The 22,574-nt window shown below is 59.4% G+C and carries 20 protein-coding genes; 18 read left to right on the top strand and 2 right to left on the bottom strand.

Translation table 11 applies throughout. The features are described from left to right. Positions 1 to 153: 153 nt before the first annotated feature. The 7 genes from AB3X55_12930 (at position 154) to AB3X55_12900 (ending at position 6,193) form a co-directional block, all read left to right on the top strand. Positions 154 to 1,119, top strand: coding sequence for a sulfurtransferase (locus AB3X55_12930; protein ID MEX0504494.1), 966 nt, complete (start codon positions 154 to 156; stop codon positions 1,117 to 1,119). A gap of 178 nt (positions 1,120 to 1,297) precedes the next feature. Beyond that, positions 1,298 to 2,428, top strand: a complete 1,131-nt coding sequence (locus AB3X55_12925) for a YeeE/YedE family protein (protein MEX0504493.1) — start codon at positions 1,298 to 1,300, stop codon at positions 2,426 to 2,428. 12 nt (positions 2,429 to 2,440) lie between these two features. Further along, complete coding sequence (locus tag AB3X55_12920; GenBank protein MEX0504492.1) at positions 2,441 to 2,611, top strand: hypothetical protein; 171 nt, start codon at positions 2,441 to 2,443, stop codon at positions 2,609 to 2,611. A 180-nt stretch (positions 2,612 to 2,791) separates the two neighbouring features. After that, entirely contained in the window at positions 2,792 to 3,568 is a 777-nt protein-coding gene (locus AB3X55_12915; GenBank protein ID MEX0504491.1) for an ABC transporter ATP-binding protein, read from the top strand. A gap of 61 nt (positions 3,569 to 3,629) precedes the next feature. Beyond that, positions 3,630 to 4,364 (top strand): transporter substrate-binding domain-containing protein, encoded by a 735-nt coding sequence (locus AB3X55_12910; GenBank protein MEX0504490.1) that lies wholly within the window; start codon positions 3,630 to 3,632, stop codon positions 4,362 to 4,364. A 111-nt stretch (positions 4,365 to 4,475) separates the two neighbouring features. After that, the gene (locus tag AB3X55_12905) at positions 4,476 to 5,357 is read left to right on the top strand and encodes an ABC transporter permease (protein ID MEX0504489.1); all 882 of its coding nucleotides are present in this window, start codon (positions 4,476 to 4,478) and stop codon (positions 5,355 to 5,357) included. Continuing rightward, positions 5,354 to 6,193 carry an ABC transporter permease gene (locus AB3X55_12900; protein ID MEX0504488.1) on the top strand — a complete coding sequence of 280 codons (840 nt, stop codon included), beginning with the start codon at positions 5,354 to 5,356 and terminating at the stop codon, positions 6,191 to 6,193. The genes AB3X55_12905 and AB3X55_12900 overlap by 4 nt, the downstream gene beginning before the upstream one ends. Positions 6,194 to 6,217: 24 nt before the next feature. Here the strand turns inward: AB3X55_12900 and AB3X55_12895 are convergent, their stop codons facing one another. Continuing rightward, positions 6,218 to 6,907: an SDR family NAD(P)-dependent oxidoreductase gene (locus tag AB3X55_12895; protein ID MEX0504487.1), complete on the bottom strand. Its 690-nt coding sequence runs from the start codon at positions 6,905 to 6,907 to the stop codon at positions 6,218 to 6,220. Positions 6,908 to 7,183: 276 nt separating this feature from the next. Next, positions 7,184 to 8,071, bottom strand: coding sequence for a DMT family transporter (locus tag AB3X55_12890; protein MEX0504486.1), 888 nt, complete (start codon positions 8,069 to 8,071; stop codon positions 7,184 to 7,186). A 106-nt stretch (positions 8,072 to 8,177) separates the two neighbouring features. Here AB3X55_12890 and AB3X55_12885 point away from each other — a divergent pair, with 106 nt between their 5' ends. The 11 genes from AB3X55_12885 (at position 8,178) to rpsG (ending at position 22,571) form a co-directional block, all read left to right on the top strand. Further along, positions 8,178 to 9,374: an MFS transporter gene (locus AB3X55_12885; protein MEX0504485.1), complete on the top strand. Its 1,197-nt coding sequence runs from the start codon at positions 8,178 to 8,180 to the stop codon at positions 9,372 to 9,374. Between the two features lie 271 nt (positions 9,375 to 9,645). Then, the gene (gene secE / locus AB3X55_12880; protein MEX0504484.1) at positions 9,646 to 9,843 is read left to right on the top strand and encodes a preprotein translocase subunit SecE; all 198 of its coding nucleotides are present in this window, start codon (positions 9,646 to 9,648) and stop codon (positions 9,841 to 9,843) included. 45 nt (positions 9,844 to 9,888) lie between these two features. After that, positions 9,889 to 10,419, top strand: coding sequence for a transcription termination/antitermination protein NusG (gene nusG, locus AB3X55_12875; protein ID MEX0504483.1), 531 nt, complete (start codon positions 9,889 to 9,891; stop codon positions 10,417 to 10,419). Between the two features lie 58 nt (positions 10,420 to 10,477). Beyond that, positions 10,478 to 10,909 carry a 50S ribosomal protein L11 gene (gene rplK / locus AB3X55_12870; GenBank protein ID MEX0504482.1) on the top strand — a complete coding sequence of 144 codons (432 nt, stop codon included), beginning with the start codon at positions 10,478 to 10,480 and terminating at the stop codon, positions 10,907 to 10,909. 3 nt (positions 10,910 to 10,912) lie between these two features. Continuing rightward, positions 10,913 to 11,602, top strand: a complete 690-nt coding sequence (gene rplA, locus AB3X55_12865; protein MEX0504481.1) for a 50S ribosomal protein L1 — start codon at positions 10,913 to 10,915, stop codon at positions 11,600 to 11,602. Between the two features lie 257 nt (positions 11,603 to 11,859). Beyond that, positions 11,860 to 12,378, top strand: coding sequence for a 50S ribosomal protein L10 (rplJ, locus tag AB3X55_12860; GenBank protein MEX0504480.1), 519 nt, complete (start codon positions 11,860 to 11,862; stop codon positions 12,376 to 12,378). A gap of 38 nt (positions 12,379 to 12,416) precedes the next feature. Next, entirely contained in the window at positions 12,417 to 12,797 is a 381-nt protein-coding gene (gene rplL / locus AB3X55_12855; protein ID MEX0504479.1) for a 50S ribosomal protein L7/L12, read from the top strand. Positions 12,798 to 12,978: 181 nt separating this feature from the next. Further along, complete coding sequence (gene rpoB / locus AB3X55_12850; GenBank protein ID MEX0504478.1) at positions 12,979 to 17,157, top strand: DNA-directed RNA polymerase subunit beta; 4,179 nt, start codon at positions 12,979 to 12,981, stop codon at positions 17,155 to 17,157. A gap of 52 nt (positions 17,158 to 17,209) precedes the next feature. Continuing rightward, positions 17,210 to 21,415, top strand: coding sequence for a DNA-directed RNA polymerase subunit beta' (gene rpoC, locus AB3X55_12845; protein MEX0504477.1), 4,206 nt, complete (start codon positions 17,210 to 17,212; stop codon positions 21,413 to 21,415). Between the two features lie 300 nt (positions 21,416 to 21,715). Continuing rightward, the gene (gene rpsL, locus AB3X55_12840) at positions 21,716 to 22,087 is read left to right on the top strand and encodes a 30S ribosomal protein S12 (GenBank protein MEX0504476.1); all 372 of its coding nucleotides are present in this window, start codon (positions 21,716 to 21,718) and stop codon (positions 22,085 to 22,087) included. A gap of 13 nt (positions 22,088 to 22,100) precedes the next feature. After that, positions 22,101 to 22,571, top strand: coding sequence for a 30S ribosomal protein S7 (rpsG, locus tag AB3X55_12835; protein MEX0504475.1), 471 nt, complete (start codon positions 22,101 to 22,103; stop codon positions 22,569 to 22,571). The last annotated feature ends 3 nt before the right edge of the window (positions 22,572 to 22,574 follow it).

Raw genomic sequence — 22,574 nt, 5'->3', positions numbered from 1 at the left:
CATTTCCTTTCTGCTGAAAAAGGAAAAATTCGTTTTATATGGCTCGCCCTGTCTGGTCATTTTCAGAAATATTTTCCATTTTCCCCGCAGTATAAAGCAGTGGCGACGCCGTCGTGCTGCTGTCAACACCACCACCCTGTGGAGAGTACGACAATGAACCGCATTCTTTCGGGCGCCGCGGCGCTCATCCTCAGCCTTGCCGCCACTGTTGCGGCGCATGCCAAGCCGCTTGTCGATGTTGAATGGCTGACCGGCAATCTCGGCAACGACAATGTCGTGCTGATCGATCTTCGCAACAAGATCGACGGCGGCAGTTACGATACCTACCTCGAAGGCCACATCCCGTCGGCCATCCATTCCGACTATCTGAAGGATGGCTGGCGCGTTGGCCGCGACGATGTCGTGGGACTGCTTCCCGAGGCATCACAGTTCCAGGCGCTGGCACGCAAGCTTGGTGTGTCGGATGACAGCCATGTCGTTCTGGTGCCGGCTGGTGTCGGGTCGACCGATTTTGGATCGGCGGCACGCGCCTACTGGACCTTCAAGGTGTTTGGCCATGAAAATGTGTCGATCCTTGATGGCGGCTTCGCGGCCTGGAAGGCTGCCTATCCAGACAGGCTGGAAAGCGGCGCGCCGGTCGCCCCCGCCCCGGGCAATTTCATCGCGCAGTTCCAGCCGCAGGGCTATGTATCGACCGATGATGTGAAAAAGATTGTTGCTGCCAAGGATGGCGCGACACTTCTCGACGGGCGGACCCGGGACCAGTTCCTGGGCAATGCCAAGCATCCGAAAGCCGCCGCCAGTGGCCGCATTCCAGGGGCCAAGCTGCTGTTTCAGGAACAGGCCTACAACACCGATACCAACCGCCTGAAGTCGGTTTCCGAGCTTCAGGGGATTTACGGTGATCTTGACGCCGAGCTGCCGATTGTCAGCTATTGCAATACCGGTCACTGGGCGGCAACCAACTGGTTTGTGTTGTCCGAGGTTCTGGGTCGCAAGGATGTCCGGCTCTATGACGGCTCGATGGTCGAATGGACCGCCGATGGCAGCAACCCGCTTCTGTCGGGTGAATCCAACATGGATCGGATCAAATCCTTCCTGAAGGGCGTCTTTGGCTGATCTGTGAAGAATCGGGGTCGGGCGCGTCGGCGCCCGCCCCTTGTTGTCTGCGCCTGTCTGGTCACACCTGTCTGGCCCTGTTGTCCGGTTGTATCGCCGGGCCTTTTCCATTTTCATCCCCGTCCGTCTCTGACAGACTTTCCTTCCGTTTCCCCTTTCACAACCGGTCGCCAGATCCATGACAGTTACATCCGCACAAACAACGCCTCCGCCGGCCACCATTGAACGGGTGCCGGCATTGATCATCGGCCTGGTCGGGCTTGGCCTTGCCGGGCTGGTGGCACTTGATACCGGGCTTCGCGGGGTGACGCTGTTTGTGCTTGGCGGCGCTCTCGGTGCGGTTTTCATCGGCTTTCAATACGGGTTTGCCTCGGCCTGGCGGCGGTTTCTGGTGGCCGGTGAAACAATGGGCATTGCGGCTCATTTCCTGCTTGTCGGGCTGTGCGCGATGGTCTTCATTCCGGCGGCCGGTCTGGGCCTTGCCGCGACCGGAACATTGGCCCCGGTATCGGTTTCACTGGTCATTGGCGCGTTCATGTTCGGTATTGGCATGCAGCTGGCCAATGGCTGTGGTTCCGGCGTTCTGTTCAGCTTTGGTGGCGGGTCCGGCAGAATGCTGGTGGCGCTTCCCTTTTTCATTCTCGGCTCCCTTCTCGGCTCCTTTCTGCTACCGACGGCGCTTGGCTGGGGATCGCTCGGTCAGGTGGCGATCGGTGGCAGCGGCGAGGCGGCGCGACTGCTTGTCAATATCGCGCTGATTGGAGCTGTCGGGACGACGTTCTACGTCCTTGGTCGCCGACGTGGCCAGACATTGCCGCGCCAGCTTGTGGTCGGCAGCGTGACCATCGCCGCATTGTGCTGGCTGGTCTTTGCCATTTCCGGAAATCCGTGGGGGGTTACCTTCGGCTTTACCCTGTGGGGGGCGAAGATTGCCACGGCGCTCGGCGTGCCGGTCGGTGATTTCACATTCTGGCAATGGGCCGGGCCACAGCGCGCGCTGACCCATTCGGTTCTGGCCAATGTCAGCAGTCTGATGGATATCGGCATGGTCATCGGGGCCGGCCTGCTGGCCGCGATCGGTGGCGGATTGCGGCGGCAATCCTGGCCGTCGTCACGCCAGCTTGTCGCCGCAGCGCTTGGCGGCATGCTTATGGGCATCGGCGCGCGGCTGGGATTTGGATGCAATATCGGGGCGTTTCTCGCCGGCATTGCCTCCGGCTCGCTTCATGGCTGGATCTGGTTTGTGATGGCCATGGCGGGAAGCTGGGTTGGCGTCGCGTGGCGGCCTGCCTTCGGCATGGCGCGCTAGGGAGGCGGTGTGATGGGACGGATGACGCCGAAACTGGTCTATGTGCTGGTGCTTCTTGCCGGCGCGCTGGTTGTGGTGGGGGATCACCTGACCAGCCGCAGCCTGTCCGGACTTGGCGCGCCCAGCGACCTTGGCGGTGCCTGCGCGCCGTGCGGTGCGCCCTGTACCGATACGGACGGCTAGCCACAAAGCCCGGTCCACAAAGCCCGGTGCCGCCAGCCTGATGGTCGCATGACGGGCCGGATGCTGCGGGTCGGCATCGGTGGCGGCGGTGTGGTTTTGGTTGTCACGCCTTGATGATCTGTGCAAGTTTTGCAGGATCCATCTATGCTGGCATTTAATCGCGAAATGGTTTGCCCCACCATGTCACCACCCGTCTTGTCCCTGCGCCAGATCCGCAAGAGCTATGACAGTCTCGAAGTCCTGAAAGGGGTCGATCTGACGGCGCATGAAGGCGATGTTGTCTCGCTGATTGGCTCCAGCGGGTCGGGCAAATCGACCCTGTTGCGCTGTATCAACATGCTCGAGATCAGCCAGGCCGGTGACATCGAATTCTGTGGCGAGGCGGTGCGCTGGACAGGCAGTGGCGCGGACCGGATGCCGGCTGACCGCCAGCAGGTCATCAACATGCGCACCCAGCTTGCAATGGTGTTTCAGCAGTTCAATCTGTGGACGCATATGACCGTGCTGAAGAACGTGATCGAAGCACCTGTCACGGTGCTTGGCAGGCCGCGTGACGAGGCCGTTGCCGATGCCATGGATATCCTCGGCAAGGTTGGGATCGCCGACAAGGCTGATTCATACCCGGCGCAGCTGTCCGGCGGCCAGCAGCAGCGGGCCGCCATTGCGCGTGCGCTGGCAATGAAACCGCGGGCACTGTTGTTTGACGAGCCGACTTCCGCGCTTGACCCGGAACTCGAGCAGGAAGTGATCAAGGTTATCCGCGAACTTGCCGCAGAGGGGCGAACCATGGTGATTGTCACACATGACATGAGCCTGGCTCGTGATGTATCAAGTCGTGTGATGTTTTTGAATGAAGGTGTTGTCGAAGAGCATGGCAGGCCCGAGGATGTTCTCGACAAACCGAAATCGGACAGGCTGCGACAGTTTCTTCACGCTACATCGCAGACCCCCACTTGAAGCGTGATCCTGCCGCATCAGGGCATCAGGCCCGGCGGCGAACCATCGAAGGGAGATGAAGATGAACACATTGATCAAGGGAACACTTGCCGGTCTGGCACTGGGTATGGCCATGTCAGGCGTGGCAATGGCCGAGACCATCCGCATGGGCACCGAGGGCGCTTACCCGCCTTACAACTTCATCAATGACAAGGGTGAGGTTGACGGATTTGAACGCGAGCTGGGTGATGAACTCTGCAAGCGTGCCAGCCTGACCTGCGAGTGGGTGACAAATGAATGGGATTCGATCATCCCGAACCTTGTCTCCGGCAACTATGATACCATCATTGCCGGCATGTCGATCACGGATGAGCGTGAAAAGGTGATCGACTTCACCCAGGATTATTTCCCGCCGTCGCCATCCTATTATGTTGGCCTGGCTGGCCAGTCGATTGACGTCAAGAGCGGTGTGATTGCCGCGCAGACTGCCACCATCCAGGCCGGATATGTCGCTGAAAGCGGTGCCACGCTGGTGGAATTCGCAACCCCCGACGAGACCATTCAGGCCGTCCGCAATGGCGAGGCCGACGCGGTTCTGGCCGATGGTGACTATCTGATGCCTATCGTTGATGAATCGAATGGCGAACTGGCGGTTGTCGGTCAGCAATCGATCGGTGGTGGCATCGGTGTCGGTGTGCGCGAATCGGATGGCGATCTGAAGGCGAAGCTGAACAAGGCGATCGGCGCGATGAAGGCCGATGGCACGCTGAACACGATGATCAAGAAGTGGTTCGGCGACGACGCCGCAACCTTCTAGGGTTCAGGGGCGTTTTGCCCCGCACGAGGCCGACGGGGCGATGCCTGACAGGCTGGTGCCTGACAAGGTGTTGCCCCGTCCTTTCTACAATTCACTGATGGTGGCGTCGTGATGTTCAGCAGCTGTGAAGATCCATCCCGGCTTGAAGGTGGTTCATGGCTGCTGTGCTATCTGACCACACCGACACACCAGTCATTCTATCTTGCCTTTGGAACGGTGCTGGTGCTGCTGGCCATTACCGCGCCGCTGTCCCTGCTGTTCGGTTTCGGGGGCGCGCTTGCCAGCCGTTCGACCATTGCCCCGGTTCGCTGGTTCGGGCGCGGCTATATCGCGATGGTGCGCGGCGTGCCGGAAATCGTCTTCTTCATGTTTGGTCCCATCGCGCTTGATCAGGCGTTTGAATATCTGCGCCACCGGGCGATCTGTCCCGACTGGAGCGAGCCGGTGCGGCGCGGCAATGATTTTGTCGTCTGCACGGCGGCAAAGCTGCCGCTGAATGCCGATCCGCAATGGATGCATGAAATCTACGGCTTTGCGCTGGCCATACTGTCCTTTGCCATCGTCTATGGGGCGTTCTGCGGCAATACCATTCGCGGTGCCTTTGATGCGGTGCCGAGGGCCCAGATCGAAACGGCGCGCGCTTTCGGGATGAACCAGCGTCAGCTGTTCTGGCGCATCCTGTTGCCGCAGATGTGGATTTTCGCGCTGCCGGGACTGTCGAACATCTGGATGATCCTGACCAAGGCGACCCCGCTGCTGTTTCTTCTCGGTGTCGAGGATATCGTGTATTGGGCGCGCGAGCTTGGCAGCGCCAAGACACGTGCCTACAGCTTTCCGCATCCGAACTGGCAACTCTGGTATTTCATGGCGCTGCTGGTGTTCTATCTCGGCCTGACCCGTGTCAGCGAGATTGTTCTGGCGCGGCTGAACCGGCGGCTGAGCCATGGTCAGGCAACGCTTGCCGGCACGGGCAGAACGGCGGCCGGACGATGAGCTGCCTTGCCACCATTCAGGCCTATGGGCTGCGCGCAATCGGTATCGGTGAAAGGCTGTTGCCGAAGAGCGATTTTACCCTGTGCGAACAGGTTGTGCTGATCGGCAGCGGCATGATCTGGAATGTCTATTTCGGGGTGCTGGCGCTGGCCTTTGGTTTCTGGCTGGCGATGGCGGTTGCTGTCGGCAAGAATTCCGAAAACCCGCTGATCCGGATTCCGGCAAGCTGGTTCATCTTCCTGTTTCGCGGCTCACCCCTGTTCATCCAGTTCTTCCTTGCCTATCAGCTGTTCGTGCTGATGCCAAAGGTCGGATTGTCCCTTGATCTCGGCTTTATCGAGATCACCGCCGAAACCCGCTGGTTCACACGGGCCTGGCTTGGCGCGCTGATTGTGCTGTTCTTGAACACGGCTGCCTATACGGGCGAGATTTTCCACGGCGCGCTGCGGGCGGTGCCGGTCGGCGATGTCGAAGCCGCCGCCGCCTTTGGCATGAATGACTGGCAGATATTCTGGCGGATCATATGGCCGACGATGCTGCGGCTCGCCTGGCCGTCCTACACCAACGAGGCGATCTTCCTGTTCCACGCCACGACACTGGTTTTCTTTACCGGGTTCCCGGCCTGGCGACAGTCCGGGGACGCGCTGTATTATGCCAGCTATTTCGCTGAAAAGACCTTCAACCCGTTCATCGCCTATCCGATCGTGGCCGGCTATTTCATTGCGCTGACGCTGTGCATCATCGGGCTGTGGAGCGGTATCGAACGCTATCTGAACAGGCATCTGCCGCGCGAGCAGCGACGGCGCACCAGAATCAGGCTGCCGCTGATGCGATAGGCGCGCCGGAATCGGCACGCCTGGCTAGAATCGCTCCACCCACGGGCGAAGCTCGATCTCCCAGCCCCAGGCGCTGCGATGCTGGGCATGAAACTGCATATAGGCCTTTGCGATGGCATCGGGGTCCAGCATATTGTCGGTGCCGTCATCCTGCCGGTCCTCGCGTGCCGAGCTGATGCCGCCGTCAATCACGAAATGTCCGATATGGATGTTCTGCGGATGAAGTTCGCGCGCCAGCGACTGCGCCAGCCCGCGCAGCCCGAATTTGCCCATTGCGAAGACCGAGGAATTGGCGAATCCCTTTACCCCTGCCGAGGCACCGGTGAAAAAGATGCTTCCCGATCCGCGTTTCAGCATCCGCCGCGCCGCCTGCTGTGCAACCAGAAAGGCACCGAAACATGTCACCTCGATGGCCCGGCGGGTCTCTTCGGGGTCAAGCTCGGCAATCGGGCCGCGGACACGCGCCGACGGGTTGTAGACAACAAGATCCGGCGTGCCGATGCTGTCATCAAGCGTGGTGAACAGACGCGCCACATCCTCGATCGAACTGGCATCACACCGGTGCAGGGTGGCACCGGTTTCGGCGGCGACGGCGCTGGCACGGGCACCGTCACGCGCGGCAAGCGCCACCGTCATGCCGGCATCGCGGCATTGTCTGGCCAGGGCGGCGCTGAGTCCGGACCCGGCGCCGATGATGAGAGCGGATGATGACATGGCATGACCTTTCCATAAATTTTCGGGTCCATAAATTTTCGGGTCCATAAATTTTCGGGTCCATGATTTTTCGGGTCCATAATGATCGGGCCCATAATGATTGAGTCCATGATGGCGATTGACGGTTGATTTGCCCCGATGTGATAGAGCCTACATGAACCTTTCCGGCAGGCCCATTAAATGATCACCGTATGGGGATATGTGTCCTCGTCAAATGTGCAGGCGGCCAGGTAATGCTTTGCCGAATGTGGTGTCTTGCCGTCTGTGGCGGTGGGCCTACGCGGGATTCTGATGTCTCCGCCTGAGTTTTTGTTCGCGATGCAGTGAATACAGGCCGGTGACGATGATGATGACGGTGCCGATCGTGGTTGCGCGGTCCGGCAACTCGCCGAACATCAGCAACCCCAGCCCAATGGCCCAGGCCATGGCCGTATAGCGAAACGGCGCGACAAAGCCGATATCGCCGCTTCGGATCGCCATGACGCTGAACAGATAGCCGCCGATGATCGCAGTCGACGCGGCCCCGACAAGGGCCCATGACGGCCCTGCAACAGGCTGCCAGCTGACAAACGGCATCATCACCGCGCCAAATAACCCGATCGCAATGGCGGTCACCAGCGCGACGGGAAGCGACGGCACATCGGCCGACAGTCGCCTGGTAACGATCTCGCGCAGGGTGATGCAGCCGACAGCCGCCAGCGCCCAGACAGAATAGGATGAAAATCCGGCCATGCCGGGGCGGATGATGATCATCACCCCGACAAGCCCGACGCATATGGCCAGCCAGCGACGCCACCCCACAGCCTCGCCAAGGAACAGCGCCGCCGCCATCGTCACGGTCAGCGGAAGCGCCTGCAGAATGGCTGTCACATTGGCAAGCGGCATATGGGCCAGCGCCGTCAGAAAGCCGACCGTCGTGCCGACCTCGGCAAGGCCGCGGATTATCACAAGCCGCCAGTCACGCGCAGACAGGCTTGGTGCCAGCACGCCCTGTCGCCAGGCCATCGCGGCAAGCAGAGGGACCGTGATCAGGCCGCGAAGAAAGATCGCCTGATAGATCGTCATATCGGCAAACAGCGCCTTCATGACCCCGTCATTCAACACGAAAAAAAGCATGCTGAGCGCCATCAGAAAGGCGCCACGGTGATTGGCAGACAGCAGCATGATGCAACCGAGAACGACGTTTTTACCGGCATGACTATACAGGCTTTTCGTGGTGCTGCTATGCTGATCGTGCTGGCAGTTTCCAGCCTGTCCGGAGTATTGTGATTTGACCCAGCCAATTGTTGCGCGTGCGGTGCCACCAGTGTGGATTCTGGCGGTGGCAGTTTCCGGTGCGAATGTGGGAATTTCGCTGCTCTCGCCCGCCATTCCCGATCTGCGGGCCGATCTGATGGCTACCGGTGACGAGGCGCAGCTTGTGCTGTCCGGGTTTCTTGTCATGCTGGGACTTGGTCAGCTGGGGGCCGGCACGATTTCCGACAGTATCGGACGGCGGCCTGTCATGCTGTCCGGGGCCTTGCTGTTTCTGCTGACGGGGCTTGGCGCGATGTTTGCCCCCACTGTTGAAATTCTGATCGGGATGCGGGTGTTTCAGGGGCTTGGCGCGGCGGCGTGCCTGGTCATGGGGCGGGTGATCATCAGCGACAGCTATGAACGCGAGGAGGCTGGCAAACAGCTTTCGACCATCACCATGTTCCAGGCCGTGGTGCCGCTGCTTGGATTCGCATTTGGCGGCATGATCGCGGATCTTGTCGGCTGGCGCGGGGCGGTGGCGTTGATGGTGCTGTCGGCGGCGACAGTTCTGATCGGCGGGTTCCTGCTGGTCGGGGAAACACGGCTGCAACGCACCCCGCCGATGCCGCTGTCGCGTGTCCTCGGTTCCTATCTGACCTTGCTGATGACGCCGAAATTCATCACCAACGCCGGCTCATGTGCCGTACTGACCGCGGGCTTTTTCGCGATGGGTGGGTTCATGCCCTATCATTTCCAGCGCCTCGGCTCCAGCGCGTTCGAGTTTGGTCTGTATTTCAGCTTTACGGCGCTCGGCTATCTGACCGGCAACAACCTGAACAGGTATCTCGGGCCGCGTCTTGGCCTCGACCGCGCCGCCTTTGCCGGCAGCGTGCTGAGCTTTGCCGCCATGTCGGGCATACTGGTGGTGGCGGTAGCGGATGTGGCCATCCAGCCGGTCGTTTCGTTCTTTCTGTTTTTCTTCGGCATTGCAAACGGTCTGGTGATTGCGAATGCGATCATCAGTGCGGTGCGTGCCGCCGGTCCGCACAGCGGCGCGGCAACAGGTCTGTGCGGTGCCCTGCAGATGGGGGGAAGCGGGCTGCTTGGCAGCGTGATCATCGGCTTTGGCGGCGATGCCAACTTCCAGCTTGCGGTGTCCATCTGCTGGCTGATGGTGATGGTCGGACTCGTTTCGGCCTTTCTGGCGCTGGAGCGGCCCCTGCGCCGATGAGTCCGGAAGGTGAGTCCGGAAGGTGAGTCCGGGGGGATGTCGGCTGCCATTCAAGTTTTCGCATTGGCCGGGAAGTTTTCGCATTGGCCGGCTGATTATCCTGTTGCCATGAACAGTGTGGTTTGCTATTCACCCTCCCACGGTAGCGACAAAAGTACCTGGAAATCGCAAGACGGCACATCGTGGGGACGAAACCGCGCGACATGGCCGAATTTGTGCTGTTCAGGATGTGGCTAGCGATTTGTGAAACTCGTATTGGCACCACACCACCATGGCAAAGACATCGCCAGCGCAATTTGTAAGGCAGGTCCGCCAGGAAATCTCTCGTATTTCCTGGGCTTCTCGTCGCGAAACCGGGACCGCCACCATCACCGTCTTTGTGATGGCGACAATTGCCGCGATCTTCTTCCTGCTTGTTGATCTGGTGCTTTCGAACGTCGTCCAATTCGTGTTGGGGCTTGGCGGATAGGCCAGTTCCTTTCACTTGGGCGTTAGTAAGACGGAAGCGTTGGTCATGGCAAAACGTTGGTATGTCCTGCATGTTTTCTCCGGGTCGGAGAAAAAGGTGGCGCAATTGATCACCGAGCAGGCGGAAAGCAACGGTCTCGAGCACCAGATCGAAGAGGTCATGGTGCCCACCGAAGAGGTGGTCGAGATGCGTCGAGGCGTGCGCGTCCAGAGCGAGAAGAAATTCTTCCCCGGATATATCCTGGTCAAGATGGACCTTACCGACGAAGCCTGGCAGCTCGTCACCAGCCAGCCGCGTGTCACCGGGTTCCTCGGTGGCAAGGGCAAGCCGGTGCCGATCACCAATTCCGAGGCCGAGCGTCTGATCCATCAGGTCAGCGAAGGGGTGGAGCGGCCGCGCAGCACTGTCACATTCGACATTGGCGAGCAGGTCCGCGTTTCGGATGGTCCGTTTGCATCGTTCAACGGATTTGTCGAGGAAGCCGACGACGACAAGGCGCGCCTGAAGGTGACCGTGTCGATCTTTGGCCGATCGACACCTGTCGAGCTGGAATACAGCCAGGTCGAGAAGATTTAGCGTAATGCGGTGGCAACCGATCGCGAGACGGACCACCGGAATTTAAGGACAACACAAGATGGCAAAGAAAATCGAAGGCTACATCAAGCTGAACATTCCGGCCGGTGCGGCGAATCCGTCGCCACCTGTCGGCCCGGCACTGGGTCAGCGCGGTGTAAACATCATGGAATTCTGCAAGGCGTTCAATGCGGCGACCGACTCGCTGGAAAAGAACATGCCGATTCCGGTGGTGATCACTGTCTATCAGGACAAGTCGTTCACCTTCACCACCAAGACGGCACCGGTCAGCTTCTTCCTGAAGAAGGCGGCCGGTCTGAACAAGGGTGGTCAGGAGCCTGGCCGGTCTGTTGCCGGCAAGGTGACCGAAGCGCAGGTGCGCGAGATCGCCGAGCAGAAAATGGGTGACATGAATGCCGTCGATGTTGATGGCGCAATGGCCATGGTTCGCGGGTCCGCCCGTGCGATGGGCCTTGACGTGGTGGAGGGCTGATCGATGGCCAAGCAGAGCAAGCGCAAGCAGGCGGCCCTGGCCGCAGTCGATCGCGAGCGGACCTATCCGCTGGCCGAGGCAGTTTCACTGGTGAAGGCGAATGCCGCCGCCTCGAAATTCGATGAAACCATCGAAATCGCGATGAATCTCGGGGTTGACCCGCGTCACGCCGACCAGATGGTCCGCGGCGTCGTGGCAATGCCGAACGGCACTGGCAAGACCATGCGGGTGGCCGTATTTGCCCGTGACGCCAAGGCCGACGAGGCCAGGGAAGCCGGTGCTGATCTGGTCGGTGCCGAAGAGCTGGCCGAGGCCATTCAGGGTGGCGAGTCGAATTTCGACCGGGTTATCGCATCGCCGGACATGATGGGCGTTGTCGGCCGTCTTGGTAAGGTTCTTGGCCCGCGTGGCCTGATGCCGAACCCGAAGCTTGGCACCGTGACACCGGATATCGGTGCCGCGGTCAAGGCTGCAAAGGCTGGCGAAGTCCAGTATCGCGCCGAAAAGGCTGGTATCGTCCATGCCGGTATCGGCAAGGCGAGCTTTGACGAAGCCAAGATCCTGGAAAACGCTGCCGCCTTTATCGACGCGGTCCGCAAGTCGCGGCCATCGGGTGCCAAGGGCACATATGTCCGCAAGATCACACTCAGCTCGACGATGGGTGTTGGCGTAGCGGTCGAAGACGTCGCCTAGGGCGATCTAAACGAAATTCTCCGGCGTTTCGGCGCCGGTGAAAGGGGTGGTGGTTTTGGCCGCCGCCCCGCACCTGTCCAAGACTGCAGGTGTCGCCGGTCACGGCGGCTTAATGTCCTGCAATAGACGGGAGCAAGAGCAGATTTCTGCTTGAACTTCTCGATGGGCAGGCCAGCGAACCGGCATATCGCCGGTTCTTGTTTGCAACCGGGGCAGCGGCAGTGCCGCATCGCCCCATGAAAGAGCGGAGACGATCGGTGAACAGACAAGAAAAAGCCGAACTGATCGAAACGCTGCAATCCACCCTGAATGCGTCGACAACAATTGTTGTTACCCATCAGGTTGGGATGACCGTTGCAGAGAGCAGCGACCTGCGTGGAAAGATGCGGGAAGCTGGTGCTGGCTTCAAGGTAACCAAGAACAGGATTGCCAAGCTGGCTCTCAAAGGCACGCGCTATGAGGAGCTTGAGGGGCTGTTTACCGGACCGACCGCCATTGGCACGTCGGAAGACCCGGTTGCGGCCGCAAAAGCGCTCGTGGATTATGCCAAGGGCAACAACAAATTGACCATCATCGGCGGCAGCATGGACGGGAAAATCCTGGACAAGGCTGGCGTCGAGGCTCTGGCCAAGATGCCGTCCCTTGACGAATTGCGTGGCAAGCTTGTCGGGCTTCTACAAGCTCCGGCAGCCAAGATTGCCCGTGTTACCCAGGCTCCGGCCGGCAAGGTGGCACGTGTGATCAAGGCACGTTCAGACCAATTGCAGCAGGGCTAACAGGCCCGATCAGACGTTCAAGCCTAATGGAGTAAATCATGGCTGATATCGAAAAAATCGCAGAAGAACTTTCCAACCTGACCGTTCTGGAAGCTGCCGAGCTGGCAACGCTTCTGGAAGACAAGTGGGGCGTATCCGCCGCTGCGGCACCTGTCGCAATGGCAATGCCTGCTGGTGGCGGTGATGCCGGTGGCGCTGCTGAAGAGAAGAGCGAGTTTGACGTTATTCTCACCGCAGCAGGTTCATCCAAGATCAATGTGATCAAGGAAGTCCGTGCCATCACCTCGCTTGGTCTGAAAGAAGCCAAGGACCTCGTCGAAGGTGCGCCAAAGGCCGTCAAGGAAGGCGTATCCAAGGAAGAGGCCGAGGAAATCAAGGGCAAGCTTGAAGAAGCTGGCGCAACCGTCGAAGTCAAGTAACGCGACGGTGGCGGCGATTTCGCTTGCCGAATCAAACCTGCTTGCACCGGGCGGATTTTCCGTCCGGTGCAAGGCCGTTTATCACCCAAAGCTTTCGGCCGCTGTGGCCAGCCAGGGTAAAAGACCAGACAGGCATTCTCTAACAGCCTGTTTTCGAAACAAAATTTGACGAGGTACTCAGATGGCATCGCATGTAAGCACTCTCGATAGTCGGCGCCGGGTTCGCCGGACTTTCGGCCAGCTGGCGGAAGTCACGCCCATGCCAAACCTTATCGACGTGCAGCGCTCGAGTTATGACACCTTTCTGCAGATGGGCATTGCCGTCAGCGATCGGGGTGATCATGGCCTGCAGGAAACCTTCAGTTCGATCTTTCCGATCGAGGATTTCGCAGGGCGCGCCAAGCTTGAATTCGTATCCTACGATCTCGAGCAGCCGAAATATGATGTCGAGGAGTGCCAGCAGCGTGGTCTGACCTACGCTTCGTCGCTCAAGGTCACGCTTCGTCTGGAAGTGTGGGAAGAGGATGAAGTGACCGGTGCGCGGTCGATCCGCGACATCAAGGAACAGGACGTCTATATGGGCGACATGCCTCTGATGACGTCGAACGGTACCTTCATCGTGAACGGGACCGAGCGTGTCATCGTCTCGCAGATGCACCGCTCGCCCGGTGTGTTCTTCGACCATGACCGCGGCAAGACGCATGCGTCGGGCAAGCTTCTGTTCGCGGCCCGCGTCATTCCCTATCGTGGCTCATGGCTTGATTTCGAGTTCGACGCCAAGGACATCCTGAATGTCCGTATCGACCGCAAGCGCAAGCTGCCTGTCACCACATTCCTGATGGCGCTGCCGAATGATGCTTCGCTCGGCTATCTCGATGCCTGTGCCGACAGTGGCGAGGATGTTGATCCGGCCCGTCTTGTCGGGATGAGCCGTGACGAAATTCTGAACGAATTCTACACCGCTGTGTCCTATCTTCGGGATGGCGATGGCTGGTCATATGCGTTCGAGGCCGATTCGCTGAAGGGCAGCAAGCTTGTCCGCGATCTGATTGACGCCAAGACACGCAAGGTTCTGGCGCCTGCCGGCACCAAGATGACCCCGCGCTCGCTTCGCAAGCTGTCGGAGGCCGGTGTTGATCGCGTGTTCGTTCCCGATGAGGATCTGGTTGGCCGGTTCCTGGCCGAGGATTTTGTCGACATGAAAACCGGCGAAGTGATTGCCGAGGCCGGCGACGAGATCACCGAAGACATGCTGAAACAGATGGCTGATGAGGGCGAAAGCGAGATCAGCGTTCTGTTCATCGACAATGTGAATTTTGGTCCGCATCTTCGCAATACGCTTGCCGCCGACCGCAACAACAGCCGTGAAGAGGCGCTTGTCGACATCTATCGTGTCATGCGTCCGGGCGAGCCGCCAACACTGGAAAGTGCGCATGCGCTGTTTGACGGCCTGTTTTTCAATTCCGACCGCTATGACCTGTCATCGGTTGGCCGGGTGAAGATGAATTCGCGTCTTGACCAGGAAACCGAGGATACGCTTCGGGTTCTTCGCAAGCAGGACGTGCTGGCCATCCTGCGGGTTCTGATCGGGCTCAAGGACGGTCGTGGCGAAGTCGACGACATCGATCACCTTGGCAACCGCCGTGTCCGGTCGGTTGGCGAATTGATGGAAAACCAGTACCGCGTCGGTCTGCTTCGCATGGAGCGCGCCATTCGCGAACGCATGGGGTCGGTTGAAATCGACACCGTGATGCCGGCTGATCTGATCAATGCCAAGCCCGCCGCGGCGGCGGTTCGCGAATTCTTCGGCTCATCGCAGCTGTCGCAGTTCATGGACCAGACAAACCCGCTGTCGGAAATCACCCACAAGCGCCGTGTTTCGGCACTTGGGCCGGGTGGTCTGACCCGTGAACGCGCGGGCTTCGAGGTGCGCGACGTTCACCCGACCCATTATGGCCGTATCTGCCCGATTGAAACGCCGGAAGGCCCGAATATCGGTCTGATCAACTCGCTGGCGACATTCGCCAAGATCAACCGCTACGGCTTCATCGAGACACCCTATCGCAAGGTTGTCGACGGCAAGGTCACCAACGAGGTGCGCTATATCTCGGCGATGGAAGAAGGTCGTTACACCATTGCCCAGGCAAATGCCGAACTGGACAAGAACGGCAAGTTTGTCGGTGAACTGATCCCGATCCGCCGCGCCGGCGATATCGGTCTGGCACGCCCGACCGACATTGAACTGATGGACGTGTCGCCAAAGCAGCTGGTTTCGGTTGCCGCGGCGCTGATCCCGTTCCTCGAGAATGACGACGCCAACCGCGCCCTGATGGGATCGAACATGCAGCGCCAGGCGGTGCCGCTTGTGCGTGCCGAGGCGCCGATTGTCGGCACCGGCATGGAAAGCCGTGTTGCCCGCGATTCCGGTGTGACCATCGTGGCCCGCCGCGCCGGCGTGATCGACCAGGTCGATGCCACCAGAATCGTGGTGCGGGCGTCGGAAGAAAGCGCCGATGATGTATCGCCGGTCGATATCTATTCGCTGCTGAAATTCCAGCGTTCCAACCAGAACACGACTGTCAACCAGCGCCCGCTGGTCAAGGTCGGCGATGTCGTTCGCAGTGGTGATATCATTGCCGACGGCCCCTCGACCGAGGATGGCGAGCTGGCCCTTGGCCGTAACGTGCTTGTCGCCTTCATGCCGTGGAACGGCTACAATTTCGAGGATTCCATCCTGATTTCCGAGCGCGTTGTCCGTGATGATGTCTTCACCTCGATCCATATCGAGGAATATGAAGTCATGGCGCGTGACACCAAGCTTGGTCAGGAGGAAATCACGCGCGACATCCCGAATGTCGGTGAAGAAGCGCTGAAGAACCTCGACGAGGCCGGCATTGTCTATGTCGGTGCCGAAGTGGGCCCCGGCGACATTCTCGTCGGCAAGGTGACGCCGAAAGGCGAATCCCCGATGACGCCGGAAGAAAAGCTGCTGCGGGCGATCTTTGGCGAAAAGGCCTCGGATGTCCGTGATACCTCGCTGAAGCTGCCGCCCGGTGGGTCCGGCACGATCGTCGAGGTGCGGGTCTTCTCGCGCCGCGGGGTTGAAAAGGATGAACGTGCGCTGGCCATCGACCGTGCCGAGATTGATCGTCTTGGCAAGGACCGCGATGACGAGCGGCTGATTCTCGAGCGTGGTTTCCACGGCCGGATGTCGGAACTTCTGGATGGCCAGACGGTGGCGTCCGGTCCGAAGGGGGTCAAGGCCGGCACCAAGCTGACGGCGGCCAGCCTTGAAGAGATGCCGCGTTCGCAATGGCAGCAGATTTCGGTCAAGGACGACAAGGTCCAGAAGCTGGTCGAAGCCCAGATTGCCAATTTCGAGAGCGCCATTCAGGAACTCCAGGCACGCTTCAACGACAAGGTCGACAAGCTTCAGGCCGGCGACGAGCTGCTGCCTGGCGTGATGAAGATGGTCAAGGTGTTTGTGGCCGTGAAGCGCAAGCTTCAGCCCGGCGACAAGATGGCCGGTCGTCACGGCAACAAGGGTGTCATCTCGCGGATCGTTCCGGCCGAGGATATGCCCTATCTTGAAGACGGCACCCCGATGGACATCGTCCTGAACCCGCTTGGCGTTCCCTCGCGGATGAATGTGGGACAGATCCTCGAGACGCATCTTGGCTGGGCGGCACGTGGTCTTGGCAAGCAGATTGGCAAGGCCGCCGAAGCGGCCCGCGCCAAGAATGACACCAAGGCGCTTCGCAAGTCGCTTGGCGAAATCTACAGTGCCGAACAGTTCAAGTCCGAGCTTGAAGTGATGGATGATTCCCAGATCATCGAGCAGGGTGAACTTCTTGGTCGCGGCGTGCCGATGGGCACTCCGGTTTTCGACGGCGCCCGCGAGGCCGATGTCATCTCGCTTCTCGAGAAGGCAGGGCTGAGCAAAACCGGCCAGGAAATCCTGACCGATGGACGCACCGGCGAGCAGTTCGACCGACCTGTCACGGTAGGCTATATCTACATGCTGAAGCTGCACCATCTTGTCGACGACAAGATTCACGCACGCTCGATCGGCCCATACTCGCTTGTTACCCAGCAGCCGCTTGGTGGTAAGGCGCAGTTTGGTGGTCAGCGCTTCGGCGAGATGGAGGTATGGGCACTCGAGGCCTATGGCGCTGCCTATACGCTGCAGGAAATGCTGACTGTGAAATCGGATGACGTGTCGGGACGGACAAAGGTCTATGAGGCCATCGTCCGCGGTGACGATGATTTCGAGTCCGGTATACCGGAATCCTTCAATGTTCTGGTCAAGGAACTTCGTTCGCTTGGACTGAATGTTGATCTTCACGAAGCCGAATATTGATCACGTCCGATACCGGACAGGATGACACCAACTTCCGTTGGGAGAGAACCAGATGAACGACTTGATGAACCCTTTCGGGCAAAACCAGGGCCCTCAAAGCTTTGACAAGATCCGTATTTCGATAGCGTCCCCGGAGCGTATCCGCTCCTGGTCGTTTGGCGAGATCAAAAAGCCCGAAACCATCAACTACCGTACCTTCAAGCCGGAAAAGGACGGGCTGTTCTGCGCCCGGATCTTTGGCCCTGTCCGCGATTATGAATGCCTGTGCGGCAAGTACAAGCGGATGAAGTATCGCGGTATCATCTGCGAGAAATGCGGTGTCGAGGTGACGCTGTCGAAGGTTCGTCGCGAGCGTATGGGCCATATCGAGCTGGCGTCGCCTGTCGCGCATATCTGGTTCCTGAAATCACTGCCAAGCCGGATCGGTCTTCTTGTCGACATGACATTGAAGGATCTCGAGCGTGTGCTGTATTTCGAGAATTTCGTCGTTATCGAACCGGGCCTGACATCGCTGACCAAGGGGCAGTTGCTGTCGGAAGAGGAATTCTACGACGCCCAGGACGAGTTCGGCGATGATGCCTTTGAGGCCAGCATTGGCGCCGAGGCGATCAAGAAGGTTCTCGAAGCCATGGATATGGACGAGGAACGCGTCAAGATCCGTGAAGAGCTTGCCGAAACAGGTTCCGAAGCCAAGCGCAAGAAGCTGGTCAAGCGCCTGAAGCTTGTGGACTCCTTCCGCGAGTCCGGGTGTCGTCCGGAATGGATGATCCTTGATGTGATCCCGGTCATCCCGCCCGAGCTGCGCCCGCTGGTGCCGCTTGATGGTGGCCGTTTCGCGACGTCGGACCTGAACGACCTCTATCGTCGTGTGATCAACCGGAACAACCGCCTGAAGCGCCTGATCGAGCTTCGCGCGCCCGACATCATCGTGCGCAACGAAAAGCGGATGCTCCAGGAATCGGTCGATGCGCTGTTCGACAATGGCCGTCGCGGCCGTGTGATCAGCGGCGTCAACAAGCGTCCTCTGAAATCACTGTCCGACATGCTGAAGGGCAAGCAGGGCCGTTTCCGGCAGAACCTGCTTGGCAAGCGTGTCGATTATTCCGGTCGTTCGGTGATTGTTGTCGGTCCTGAACTGAAGCTTCACCAGTGTGGTCTGCCAAAGAAGATGGCGCTGGAGCTGTTCAAGCCGTTCATCTATTCCAAGCTGGAACTCTATTCGATGGCCAGCACGGTGAAGATGGCCAAGCGGATGGTTGAAAAGGAACGTCCCGAAGTGTGGGACATTCTTGAAGAGGTGATCCGCGAACACCCGGTCATGCTGAACCGGGCGCCGACCCTGCACCGTCTTGGCATCCAGGCGTTCGAGCCGGTGCTTGTCGAGGGCAAGGCGATCCAGCTTCACCCGCTTGTCTGTACCGCGTTCAACGCCGACTTCGATGGTGACCAGATGGCCGTTCACGTGCCGCTGTCGCTCGAAGCGCAGCTTGAGGCACGGGTACTGATGATGTCGACCAACAACATCCTCAGCCCGGCCAACGGCAAGCCGATTATCGTGCCGTCGCAGGATATCATTCTCGGTCTCTACTACATGTCGCTGGAGCGCGAGAACGAAAAGGGCGAAGGCATGGTCTTTGCCAACATTCAGGAAATCCTGCTGGCACTCGGCAACGGGTCGGTCAGCCTGCATGCCAGGATCAAGGCACGTGTCGCGACGCGTGACGAGAATGGCGAGCGCGTGATCCGCGTGATCGAAACAACACCCGGCAGGGCGCAGTTGGCGGATCTTCTTCCCGACAACCCCAGCTGTTCGTTCGATCTTGTGAACAAGCTGATGACCAAGAAGCAGGTCAGTGACGTGATCGACCATGTCTATCGCCACTGCGGCCAGAAGGACACGGTCATTTTCTGTGACCGCCTGATGACCCTTGGTTTCGGACAGGCCTGCAATGCCGGCATTTCCTTTGGCATTGCCGATCTGACGACGCCTGATCTGAAGGAAAAATACGTCAACGAGGCCGAGGCCCAGGTCAAGACCTTCGAACAGCAATATCTCGATGGTCTGATCACCCAGGGTGAAAAATACAACAAGGTTGTCGATGTGTGGTCGCGCTGTTCCGATCTTGTCGCCGACGAGATGATGAAGGGCATTTCCACCATCAAGGAAGGCGAGCCGATCAACTCTGTCTGGATGATGGCGCATTCCGGTGCGCGTGGTTCGGCAGCGCAGATCAAGCAGCTTGCCGGGATGCGGGGCCTGATGGCCAAGCCGTCCGGCGAGATCATCGAGACGCCGATTATTTCGTCCTTCAAGGAAGGGTTGAATGTTCTTGAATATTTCAACTCGACCCACGGTGCGCGTAAAGGTCTTGCCGATACCGCGCTGAAGACGGCGAACTCCGGCTATCTGACACGCCGGCTTGTCGATGTGGCACAGGACTGTATCGTCAATATCGAGGATTGCGGGACCAGCAATGGCCTGACCGTCCGTGCCGTGATGAATGGCAGTGATGTTGTCGACAGCCTCTATGACCGCATCCTGGGCCGGATCATGGCCGAGGATATGGTCGATATCGCAACCGGCGAAGTGATTGTGAAGGCTGGCGAGATGGTCACCGAAGAGCATGCCGACCGCATCGAGGAGGCCGGTGTCGATCAGGCGCTGATTCGCTCTGCCCTGCTTTGCGAGGCGCAGACCGGTATCTGCGGTCAGTGCTATGGCCGTGATCTGGCACGCGGCACGTCGGTGAATATCGGCGAGGCTGTCGGTGTGATCGCTGCCCAGTCGATCGGTGAGCCTGGCACCCAGCTGACAATGCGGACCTTCCACGTTGGTGGTGCGGCGCAGCGTGGTGCCGAGCAATCCAACATTGAGGCTGCCATCGGCGGTAAGGTGAAACTCGAGAACGAGGCGCTTGTCACGGATCGCGAGGGAAGCAAGATCGTGATGAGCCGTAACACCGAGCTGCTGCTTCTTGACGAACAGGGGCGCGAGCGTGAACGCCATCGTCTGCCATATGGCGGCAAGCTGTTTGTGAAGGCCGGTCAGGAAGTGGCCGCAGGCGCGGTGCTGATCGAATGGGATCCGTATACCATGCCGATCATTGCCGAACTGCCGGGTACGGCCAATTATGTCGACCTGACGGAAGGCATTTCGGTTCGTGAGGTCACCGACGACGCGACGGGTATTTCCAGCCGTGAGGTCATCGACTGGAAGGCATCTGCCGGTGGCGCCAATCTGCGGCCGCGAATCACGCTGCGTGATGACAAGGGCGAGGTGCTGACACTGACCAATGGTCTTGAGGCACGCTATTTCATGTCGGCCGGGGCGATTCTCTCGGTTGAAAATGGCGCGGCGATCCAGGCCGGTGACGTTCTGGCGCGTATTCCCCGCGAATCGTCAAAGACACGTGACATTACCGGTGGTCTGCCACGGGTGGCGGAATTGTTCGAGGCCCGCAAGCCGAAGGATTTTGCCGTCATCGCCGAGGCCGAGGGCCGGGTCGAATTCGCCAATGACTACAAAGCCAAGCGGCGGATTCGCGTTGTCCCGGTCGAGGGTGACGGCGAACCGGTCGAATATCTGCTTCCAAAGGGTCGCCAGCTGGCGGTCAATGAGGGCGATGTGGTCCGCAAGGGCGATCTGCTTCTTGATGGCAGCCCGGTTCCGCACGACATTCTGGCGATTCTGGGTGTCGAGGAGCTGGCCGCCTATCTGGTAAAGGAAATCCAGGACGTCTATCGGCTTCAGGGTGTGAAGATCAATGACAAGCACATCGAGGTGATTGTTCGCCAGATGCTGCAGAAGGTTGAAGTCACCGATGCCGGCGACAGCACCTATCTGAATGGCGAGCAGGTCGACCGAGAGGAGTTTGCCACCTCGAATGCGGCGCTTGAGGCTGAAGGGCTGCGCCCGGCGGTTGCCCATCCTGTGCTTCTCGGGATCACCAAGGCGTCTCTGCAGACCCGCTCGTTCATCTCTGCCGCGTCGTTCCAGGAGACAACAAGGGTTCTTACCGAGGCATCGGTAAGCGGTCGCCAGGATACGCTCGACGGTCTGAAGGAGAATGTCATCGTCGGTCGCCTGATTCCGGCAGGAACAGGCTCGGTGATGAAGCGTCTTCGCAGCATCGCCGCTGACCGTGACCGTGTCATCATGGAAGAAAGGGCGGCGGCAACCCCGGCGCTCGAAGCCATCGAGGCAGAGTCCGGTGACGGATTCGGCGAGGTTGCCGAAGGGGCCCAGAGCGAGGTCTGACAACGAAAAACGGGCCGGCACAGGTCGGCCCGGAAAAATTCGGTGAAACTGGCGGCAGCGGGCAAAAACCGCTTGACCCGCCAGCATCACTGACATAGGTTCCGCACACCTTTTGATGCAGGTGGTGGTCCACCCCGGCGCAGACGCCGCGGTCGGGCTAGACGCTGCACCAGTATAAAGGTGACGAAAACAGTCCCATCTGGGTGCTGAAATTAGGGGGGTCTTCCCGATGAGATAGGGAAGTCCAGCCCTGATGCACGTTCAGTGCATTTTTTTGGTTGAGATGAAAAAGGGGCAGCAATGCCAACCATTAACCAGCTGATCCGGCATGGACGCAGACGTCCTGTCGCTCGTACGAAGGTCCCTGCGATGGAAGCATGCCCGCAAAAGCGCGGCGTGTGTACGCGGGTTTACACAACCACACCGAAGAAGCCGAACTCGGCCCTGCGGAAGGTCGCCCGTGTGCGCCTGACAAACGGGTTTGAGGTGTCGAGCTACATTCCGGGTGAAGGCCACAACCTTCAGGAACACTCCGTGGTCCTGATTCGCGGTGGTCGCGTGAAAGACCTTCCCGGTGTTCGCTATCACATTATTCGCGGAACGCTTGACACCCAGGGTGTCTCCGACCGCCGTCAGCGTCGTTCGAAATACGGCGCCAAGCGTCCTAAGTAAGCAAGAGGCCGAGATGTCACGTCGTCACCGCGCTGAAAAACGTCCCGTACTTCCCGATGCGAAGTTCAAGGACAAGGTTGTTTCAAAATTCATGTCCTGCCTGATGTATGACGGCAAGCGCTCGGTCGCCGAGCGCATTGTCTATGGTGCGTTCGACCGCATCGAGTCGAAGTCCGGCAGCGAGCCTGTGAAGGTATTCCACGATGCGCTGGAAAACGTACGGCCGCATCTTGAGGTCCGGTCCCGCCGCGTTGGTGGTGCTACCTATCAGGTTCCCGTCGAGGTTCGCGCAGAGCGGGCGCAGGCGCTTGCCATTCGCTGGCTGATCGACAGCTCGCGCAAGCGTGGCGAGACCACCATGGTTGAGCGTCTTTCGTCGGAACTGATGGATGCCGCCAACAACCGTGGCAATGCCGTGAAGAAGCGTGAAGACACGCACAAGATGGCCGAAGCCAACCGCGCCTTTTCGCATTACCGCTGGTAAAGA

The sequence above is a fragment of the Alphaproteobacteria bacterium LSUCC0719 genome (assembly GCA_040839025.1).
GTDB lineage: Bacteria > Pseudomonadota > Alphaproteobacteria > Puniceispirillales > Puniceispirillaceae > UBA8309.
Note: the sequence above shows the minus strand (reverse complement) of the source record. Positions and strands in the feature narration are given on the sequence as shown.

Coding starts and splice junctions, on each gene's coding strand:
- AB3X55_12930 (MEX0504494.1), top strand. CDS start 154: ATGAACCGCATTCTTTCGGGCGCCGCGGCGCTCATCCTCAGCCTTGCC.
- AB3X55_12925 (MEX0504493.1), top strand. CDS start 1,298: ATGACAGTTACATCCGCACAAACAACGCCTCCGCCGGCCACCATTGAA.
- AB3X55_12920 (MEX0504492.1), top strand. CDS start 2,441: ATGGGACGGATGACGCCGAAACTGGTCTATGTGCTGGTGCTTCTTGCC.
- AB3X55_12915 (MEX0504491.1), top strand. CDS start 2,792: ATGTCACCACCCGTCTTGTCCCTGCGCCAGATCCGCAAGAGCTATGAC.
- AB3X55_12910 (MEX0504490.1), top strand. CDS start 3,630: ATGAACACATTGATCAAGGGAACACTTGCCGGTCTGGCACTGGGTATG.
- AB3X55_12905 (MEX0504489.1), top strand. CDS start 4,476: ATGTTCAGCAGCTGTGAAGATCCATCCCGGCTTGAAGGTGGTTCATGG.
- AB3X55_12900 (MEX0504488.1), top strand. CDS start 5,354: ATGAGCTGCCTTGCCACCATTCAGGCCTATGGGCTGCGCGCAATCGGT.
- AB3X55_12895 (MEX0504487.1), bottom strand. CDS start 6,907: ATGTCATCATCCGCTCTCATCATCGGCGCCGGGTCCGGACTCAGCGCC.
- AB3X55_12890 (MEX0504486.1), bottom strand. CDS start 8,071: ATGCTGCTGTCTGCCAATCACCGTGGCGCCTTTCTGATGGCGCTCAGC.
- secE (MEX0504484.1), top strand. CDS start 9,646: ATGGCAAAGACATCGCCAGCGCAATTTGTAAGGCAGGTCCGCCAGGAA.
- nusG (MEX0504483.1), top strand. CDS start 9,889: ATGGCAAAACGTTGGTATGTCCTGCATGTTTTCTCCGGGTCGGAGAAA.
- rplK (MEX0504482.1), top strand. CDS start 10,478: ATGGCAAAGAAAATCGAAGGCTACATCAAGCTGAACATTCCGGCCGGT.
- rplA (MEX0504481.1), top strand. CDS start 10,913: ATGGCCAAGCAGAGCAAGCGCAAGCAGGCGGCCCTGGCCGCAGTCGAT.
- rplL (MEX0504479.1), top strand. CDS start 12,417: ATGGCTGATATCGAAAAAATCGCAGAAGAACTTTCCAACCTGACCGTT.
- rpoB (MEX0504478.1), top strand. CDS start 12,979: ATGGCATCGCATGTAAGCACTCTCGATAGTCGGCGCCGGGTTCGCCGG.
- rpoC (MEX0504477.1), top strand. CDS start 17,210: ATGAACGACTTGATGAACCCTTTCGGGCAAAACCAGGGCCCTCAAAGC.
- rpsL (MEX0504476.1), top strand. CDS start 21,716: ATGCCAACCATTAACCAGCTGATCCGGCATGGACGCAGACGTCCTGTC.
- rpsG (MEX0504475.1), top strand. CDS start 22,101: ATGTCACGTCGTCACCGCGCTGAAAAACGTCCCGTACTTCCCGATGCG.